Source organism: Pseudomonas sp. MT3, assembly GCF_054720805.1.
This window is the reverse complement of sequence record NZ_JBTVPY010000008.1, coordinates 204,270-211,561: the sequence shown is the minus strand read 5'-3', so window position 1 is coordinate 211,561 and position 7,292 is coordinate 204,270. Positions and strand designations below refer to the sequence as shown.

5 protein-coding genes are annotated in these 7,292 nt (G+C 64.9%); all 5 read right to left on the bottom strand.

Going from position 1 to position 7,292, the window contains the following annotated elements; all coding sequences use genetic code 11:
- Positions 1-220: 220 nt before the first annotated feature.
- The 5 genes from ACYCAX_RS10825 to ACYCAX_RS10805 all read right to left on the bottom strand — a co-directional run bounded on the left by ACYCAX_RS10825 (position 221) and on the right by ACYCAX_RS10805 (position 7,146).
- Complete coding sequence (locus tag ACYCAX_RS10825) at positions 221-955, bottom strand: amino acid ABC transporter ATP-binding protein (RefSeq protein ID WP_015479276.1); 735 nt, start codon at positions 953-955, stop codon at positions 221-223.
- Positions 948-1,910 carry an amino acid ABC transporter permease gene (locus tag ACYCAX_RS10820; RefSeq protein ID WP_015479277.1) on the bottom strand — a complete coding sequence of 321 codons (963 nt, stop codon included), beginning with the start codon at positions 1,908-1,910 and terminating at the stop codon, positions 948-950. Before ACYCAX_RS10820 ends, ACYCAX_RS10825 begins: the two co-directional genes overlap by 8 nt.
- A gap of 72 nt (positions 1,911-1,982) precedes the next feature.
- Positions 1,983-2,780, bottom strand: coding sequence for a transporter substrate-binding domain-containing protein (locus tag ACYCAX_RS10815; protein ID WP_015479278.1), 798 nt, complete (start codon positions 2,778-2,780; stop codon positions 1,983-1,985).
- Between the two features lie 237 nt (positions 2,781-3,017).
- Positions 3,018-5,591, bottom strand: coding sequence for a glucans biosynthesis glucosyltransferase MdoH (mdoH, locus tag ACYCAX_RS10810; protein ID WP_460247985.1), 2,574 nt, complete (start codon positions 5,589-5,591; stop codon positions 3,018-3,020).
- Positions 5,584-7,146: a glucan biosynthesis protein G gene (locus ACYCAX_RS10805; RefSeq protein WP_015479280.1), complete on the bottom strand. Its 1,563-nt coding sequence runs from the start codon at positions 7,144-7,146 to the stop codon at positions 5,584-5,586. The genes mdoH and ACYCAX_RS10805 overlap by 8 nt, the downstream gene beginning before the upstream one ends.
- Between the last annotated feature and the right edge of the window lie 146 nt (positions 7,147-7,292).

Sequence of the window (7,292 nt, the reverse complement as noted above, 5' to 3'; positions counted from 1 at the left end):
GCCCTTAATGCTGGAGTTCGGAAGGTGACTTGGCTGGACGCTTACGTCGCGTCGTCATTGCTTTTCGTAGGAGCGAGGGGGACGCCTAGTTCTTGCTCGCGAACAACTTCGCAGCGGGGCTAGTTCGCGAGCAAGCTCGCTCCTACAAGAGCCGATCCTCCGCCAGCGGGCAGGCACAAAAAAGCCGCCCGAAGGCGGCTTCTTCACCGAGGCAGAAGCCTCACAGCACCTGCCGCAGAAAGCTCTGCGCGCGCGCATCCTTCGGCTGGGCGAAGAACTCCGCCGGTGCGGCGTCTTCCAGCAGCTTGCCGTGGTCGAAGAACAGCACGCGATCCGCCACTTCACGGGCGAAGCCCATCTCGTGGGTCACGCAGACCATCGTCATGCCTTCCACGGCCAGGGTCTTCATCACGTCCAGCACTTCACCGACCATCTCCGGGTCGAGCGCCGAAGTGGGCTCGTCGAACAGCATCACCTTCGGCTCCATGCACAGCGCACGGGCAATCGCCACGCGCTGCTGCTGGCCGCCGGAGAGGCGCGACGGGTATTCGTTGGCCTTCTGACCGATGCCGACCTTCTCCAGCAACGCCTTGGCCTTGGCCTCGCGCTCGGCCTTGCCGCGCTTGCGCACGACTTTCTGCGCCAGGCACAGGTTCTCCAGCACGGTCATGTGCGGGAACAGGTTGAAATGCTGGAACACCATGCCGACTTCGCGGCGGTAGGCGTTGATGTCGGTCTTCGGATTGGCGAGGTCGACGCCGTCGATGCTCACCGAGCCGGAGTCGAACTCCTCCAGGCCGTTAAGGCAGCGCAGGAAGGTGGACTTGCCCGAGCCGGACGGCCCGATCACCACCACCACTTCGCCCTTGGCCACGCCGGTGCTGACGTCATCCACCGCGCGCACGACCTGCCCGCGGGTGTCGAAGACCTTGGTCAGGTTACGGACTTCAATCACTTTGGCCGAGCCTCCGCTCCAGGCGCCCCGCAATATGCGACAGCGGCAGGTTGATCACGAGATAGAGCGCGGCAACGCAGAACCAGATCTCGAAGGTGGAGAACGAGGTGGTGATCGCCTCGCGGCCGCTCTTGGTCAGCTCGGTGATGGCGATCACCGAGACCAGCGAGGTGTCCTTGACCAGGCTGATGAACTGCCCGGCCAGCGGCGGCAGCACGCGCTTGAAGGCCTGCGGCAGGATCACGTGGCGCATCGACTGCGCGGCGTTCAGGCCCAGGGAGCGCGCGGCTTCGTCCTGGCCACGGGCGATGGATTGCACGCCGGCGCGGACGATCTCGGCGACGTAGGCGCCGGTGAACAGCGCCAGCGCCGCCACACCGGCGAACTCGCGGGACAGGTTCAGCACGGTGCCGATGAAGAAGTAGAAGATGAAGATCTGCACCAGTAGCGGCGTGCCGCGCACCAGCTCGACGTAGAGGGTCGAGAGATCATGCAGGGTCGGGTTCTTCGACAGGCGGCAGAGGCCGGTGAACAGGCCGATGACCAGGCCGAACGCACCGGAGACGAAGGAGATCCACAAGGTGGTCCACAGACCCCAGGCCAGCGGGCCGGCGGCCCAGTGGCGGGTCGAGCCGACCACATCGCCTTCGGCGACATCGTCGTTCTCGGAGAACTGCAGGCTGTCGGCGGCGACGGTCAGCACCTGCTGCTTGCCGTCCTCGTCCACCAGGGTGACGCGGGCGCTGCCGCCCTGGTCCTCGATCTTCTCCACCCGCGAGATGCTCTCCGCGCGCTGCGGCTCTTCGGCCTGGTAGGCGAAGTACTGCGGGACGCGATTCCAGCGCCACTCGTAGGAAATCAGCGAAGTGGAATACCAGAGGGCCAGGCCGATCAGCAGGATGATCAGCCCGGTCAGCCCGTGCCAGGGCCAGGTTGCGCGTTTCGTTCTAGCCACGAATCTCTACCGTGAAAATGCGAACGCGCAGGCCGGGGCCTGCGCGTCGGGAAAACCTGCGTCGGACGTGGATTACTCCATGTCCTTGAGCCAGTCGGTGCTCTTGAACCACTTGTCGTGCAGACGATCGTAGGTGCCGTCTTCGTGGATCTGCTTGAGGAAGTTGTTGATGAAGTTGATCGAGTCGTAATCACCCTTCTTCAGGCCGAAGGCCAGCGGTTCGTAGGTGAACGGTTGGTCCAGGTACACCAGCTTGCCGGCGCCGAACTTGCTGACGGCCACGACGTTGTACGGCGAGTCGTAGATGAAGGCGTCGGCCTTGCCGTTGACCACGTCCATGACCGCTTCGGGCTCGTTGTCGAAGCCGTGGTACTGGGCCTTGGACAGCTGCTTCTTGGCGACGAACTCGCCGGTGGTGCCGATCTTGGAGGTGATGCGGTATTTGGCATCGTTCAGGTCCTTGTAGGACTTGATGGTGCCTTCGAGCTCCTTGCGGATCAGCAGGGTCTGGCCGACCACGATGAAGGGATCGGAGAAGTTCAGGCGCAGGTTGCGTTCCTGGGTCAGGGTCATGCCCGAGCCGATCATGTCGAACTTGTCGGTGAGCAGGGCCGGGATGATGCCGTCGTAGGCGGTGGAAACCAGCTCCAGCTTGACGTTCATGGCCTTGGCCATCGCCTTGAGCAGGTCCACTTCGAAGCCGACGATCTGACCGCGCTTGTTGGTCATCTCGAACGGCATGTAGGTCGGGTCCATGCCCACGCGCAAGGTGCCGCGCTTGGCCGCTTCATCGATGGCGCCGGCCTGTGCCGAAGCCACGCCCACCAGGGCGCAAACGCCCATGACCAGCGATGCCAGGTACTTTTTCATCCCCATACTCCCAAGCAAGTGAAAGGTCTTCTTGTTGTTCCCAGAAATCGAGTCGCGCCCGCCTCGCGGCGAGCCAGACGGTATGCCGCGCAGCGGAAGGGTGCGAAGCCTACCCCATGCGCTGGATATCTCAATCTTTTCTGGATAGCTGGCGCAGGGTACCAGCAGCGCCGCACCGGGAAAACAGGGAAACTCGCCAGTCGCCCTCGTCCACGCCGGGACGAGGGCGAACAGGCGTCAGGACTGCGCGGCAGGCAGCGGCATCGGCGCCTGTTCGGCCACCGGCGCCAGCGGTACGGAGGGCGCATGGCTGTCGGCCCGCAGCGATTGCTGCCATTGGCCGATCCACGCCTCCTTGTTGCCCTGCCAGAGCGCCAGGTGCAGGCGCGACAGCGCCACCGGGTCGCTCAGCAGCGCCAGGCGCAGGCCGCCATCCAGTTGCTCGGGGCTGGAGTCCAGCGCCGTCTGCACGCGCTCGGCGCGCATCGCCTCGATGGATCCGGCCTTGCCATGACGGGCCGTGCCCATTGCGCAGGCCAGGGCGTTGAGCACCGGATCCACGGCGGCACGGACGAAGCCGTCCTTCAGCGCCTGCCAGCGGTTCTGGTAGGTGTACTCGTCGGTGGCACGCAGCTCGCGCGGGGTGTCGTATTCCTCGGGGATGAGGAACAGCTTCTCGTCGCGCGAGGCCAGGCCCAGCCTGACCCGGCTGCTGATCACCGAGACCGGGATCGACAGCATCAGGGCGCCGACGATGGGCGACAGCCACCACAGGAAGCGCGGGTTCAGCCAGGCCACCAGCAGCGCCCAGCACAGGCCCAGCAGGGTCTGCAGGCCGTGGCGACGGATCGCCTCGCTCCACGGGGTGTCGTCGTCGTCGCGTTGCGGCGACTTCCACTGGGCTTCCCAGCCGAGGAACGCGGCCAGCACGAAGCGGGTGTGGAAGAGCATGCGCACCGGGGCGAGCAGCACCGAGAAGAACATCTCCAGGAGCATGCTCAGGGTCACCTTGATCACGCCGCCGTAGCCCTTGGCGCCCTTGGCCCAGATCAGCATGACGCTGAGCAGCTTGGGCAGGAACAGCAGGGTCAGGGTGGTGGAGAACAGGGCGATGGCCTTCTCCGGGTGCCACTGCGGCCAGATCGGGAACAGCTGGCGTGGCTCCAGGAAGTACTGCGGTTCCATCAGCTGGTGCACCGCCAGCAACGCGGTGGACAGCACCAGGAAGAAGAACCACAGCGGCGCCGACAGGTAGGACATCACGCCGGTGAGGAACACCGCGCGGTGCACCGGGTGCATGCCCTTGACCAGGAACAGGCGGAAATTCATCAGGTTGCCGTGGCACCAGCGGCGATCGCGCTTGAGCTCGTCCAGCAGGTTGGGCGGCAATTCCTCGTAGCTGCCTTCCAGGTCGTAGGCGATCCACACGCCCCAGCCGGCGCGGCGCATCAGCGCGGCTTCGACGAAGTCGTGGGAGAGGATCGCCCCGGCGAAGGAACCCTTGCCCGGCAGCGGCGCCAGGGCGCAGTGCTCGATGAAGGGTTTCACCCGGATGATCGCGTTGTGGCCCCAGTAGTGGGATTCGCCCAACTGCCAGAAGTGCAGGCCGGCGGTGAACAGCGGACCGTAGACGCGGGTGGCGAACTGCTGCATGCGCGCGTAGAGGGTGTCCATGCCCGACGCCTTGGGCGCGGTCTGGATGATGCCGGCCTCGGGGTTGGCCTCCATCAGGCGCACCAGCTTGGTCAGGCAGTCGCCGCTCATCACGCTGTCGGCGTCCATGACGACCATGTACTTGTACTGGCCGCCCCAGCGACGGCAGAAGTCGTCGATGTTGCCGCTCTTGCGCTTCACCCGGCGCCGGCGGCGGCGGTAGAAGATGCGGCCGAAGCCCTTGGCCTCGTTGCACAGTTCGATCCAGGCCTTTTCCTCGGCCACCGCGATATCCGGCTGGTTGGTGTCGCTGAGCACGAAGAAGTCGAAGCGGTCCAGCTCGCCGCTGGCGGCCACCGATTCGTAGGTCGCGCGCAGGCCGGCGAAGACCCGCGGCACGTCCTCGTTGCAGATCGGCATGACGATCGCGGTGCGCGCATCGGCGGCGATCGGCTCGCTCCCGGCGCTGCTGCCGGAGATGCGATAGCGATCACGACCGGTGAGCAGCTCCCAGAAGCCCATCAGGGCAGTCCAGAAGCCGGCGGAAACCCAACAGAAGAGGATGGCGAACAGCGTCAGCACGCCGAACTGGATGAGATAGGGCAGCACCTGTTCCAGGGTCTGCAGCCAGGTCTGGCGATTGATCTCTTCGAGGTCGACGAAGGCCCAGCCCTGGTAGGGCAGGATGCCTTTCATGTAGTAGGTGGCCACGCTGGTCTGGCCGAGCATGAGCAGGACCAGGATGAACCGGCGCAGCGAGCCGACCCGCTGCCAGCGCGCCTTGGGCAGGTCACGGGCGGGCCTGGACGGGTTGCTGCGGCCGGTCAGGCGGCGCCAGCCGCGCATGATCGGGTTGGTGCGCCAGGGCTCGGGGATGACCTTGGTACGCTGGATCGGCGGCGCGGCCTTGAGGTAGGTGCGGCCATTGTCGTCCATGCCCAGCATCCGGGCATCGTCCAGCTCCTGGCCGTAGCCGTGGCGCAGGCGCGCGCCGACCGAGGACAGCGCGACATCTTCGCCCTGGGAATCGCCAGCGAGCTGCTCGTGCAGCTCGCTGAAGGAACCGGCCCGGGCCAGACGCTCACGCTCCACCGCCGAAAGCGGCAGGTGCGCGAGGTAGTCGGCCACCGGCGCGGTGGTAGCGGTGGAGTTATTCATCGGCAGGCAGCTGGTAGCTCCAGGTTTCGGAAATGCTCTGGCCGCCATTCACCAGCGCGGCACGCATTTCCGTCGGCTTCTTCGGATCCTTGACCTTGATCCGCAGGGTCAGACGCCAGCCCTGGGTCACCGGGTTGTAGCGCAGGTTGTTCTCCTTCACCTCGGCGTTGTCATCCGTGCTCACCTGGGTGCTCACCGGCGCATCGCCGGCCAGCGCGCGCAGGGTCGGGCCGACGAAGTCGACGACCAGGGCGACGCTGCCGTCCGGCTGACGGATCAGGTTCTTCTGCTTCACGTCACCGACCGAGCGCAGGGTCTGCATGACCCAGGCGTTTTTCGGGTCGTGCAGGGCGTCTTCGTCCTTGGTCCAGCGCATGCGGTAGGCGAAGTCCAGCGGCTCGCCGTTCTCCGGGCGCTTCTCGGGATTCCAGAAGGCGACGATGTTGTCGTTGGTCTCGTCCGGGGTCGGGATCTCCACCAGCTCGATGGTGCCCTTGCCCCAATCGCCCTGCGGCTCGACCCAGGCGGACGGACGCAGGTCATAGCGGTCGTCGAGGTCTTCGTAGCGGGAGAATTCGCGGCCACGCTGCAGCAGACCGAAGCCACGCGGATTCTCGACGCTGTAGGCGCTGACCGACAGGTGTTTCGGGTTGTTCAGCGGGCGCCAGATCCACTCGTCGTTGCCGGCATGGATCTGCAGGCCGGTGGAATCGTGCAGTTCGGGACGGAAGTTGTGCTCGCCGGACGGCTGGTTGGAGCCGAACAGGAACATGCTGGTCAGCGGCGCCAGGCCCAGCTTGGAAACCTTGTCGCGCAGGAATACGCGGGCCTTCACGTCGACCACGGTGTCATTGCCCGGACGGACGATGAAGCGATAGGCGCCGGTGGCGCGCGGCGAATCCAGCAGGGCGAAGATCACCAGGTGCTTGTCGGCGGGCTTGGGATGCTCGATCCAGAACTCGCGGAAGCGCGGGAACTCCTCGCCGGACGGCAGCGCGGTGTCCAGCGCCAGGCCACGGGCGGAGAGGCCCCACCACTGGTCCTTGCCGATGATGCGGAAGTAGCTGGCCCCCAGGAAGGTGGCGATCTCGTCCTGCTTGTCCGGGCTGTTGATCGGATAGAGGATGCGGAAGCCGGCGTAGCCCAGGTCCTTGGTGGCATTGGCGTCGAACTTCAGCGAACCGAAGTCGAAACGCGAGGGATCGTACTTGATCTCCTTGACGCTGGTGGTGGTGACTTCGTTGATCTTCACCGGCGTGTCGAAATGCATGCCCTGATGGTAGAAGCTGATCTTGAAGGGCGTCTTCTCACCAGCCCAGTAAGCCTTCTCGTTGCGGAAGCGGATCTGCTGGTAATCGGCGAATTTCATTTCGCTGAATTCCGATGGCAGGTTGCTGGTGGGTGCGCTGTACTTTTCGCCCGCCAGCGCCTTGGCCTTCTCGGCCACGTCATCGAGATTGAAAGCCCATGCCTGGCCGATGCTCAACGCCATGAGGGCGGAGCCGACCAGTACGCGCAGGAAGCTAAGAGGTTGTTGAACGGAACGGAAAATCACGAGTCCCCCTCGTCCGTGAACATAAAGCTAATAAGGCCGGCAAAAGCGATGCCAAAATGCCGACGATTGAGTTCCGACCCCGGTGAGCCTGAATGATTCCCCGTTTTTTTCGACGGGTACTGAAGGCTCCCGGTGTCCCATTGTTC